1 pseudogene is annotated in these 291 nt (G+C 51.2%); it reads right to left on the reverse strand.

What is annotated here, in order from left to right:
* Positions 1–291 (reverse strand): annotated as a pseudogene (locus tag NNO02_RS23640) (T6SS effector phospholipase Tle3 domain-containing protein); the annotation flags it as partial.

Raw genomic sequence — 291 nt, forward strand, 5'->3', positions numbered from 1 at the left:
GTAGCCATAGCCAATTTTTCCTGTCTGTTTTTCTTTGCTGCGATAATCCTGGTCAAAATCTTTTAATTCTTCTGCTGACAGAGGTTCAGGCACCAATGGCCCATTGATGGTCAGCTTTTGCCCTTTTCCCGGCGCAGGCCAGGTCATCTTCTGCATTAGAGTTGTGGTGCTGTCCCAGAATGGTTTCCCATCATCAAGATTGCTAAAGTGGGTCTGCGTGCTGGGTTCAACGCCGCATGGCGTGTTCCGCCCGAGCATACGCACGTACAGCGTGTCTCCCGCGGCCTTAAA

Source organism: Citrobacter sp. Awk 2 (genome assembly GCF_028069815.1).
Classification (GTDB): domain Bacteria; phylum Pseudomonadota; class Gammaproteobacteria; order Enterobacterales; family Enterobacteriaceae; genus Citrobacter.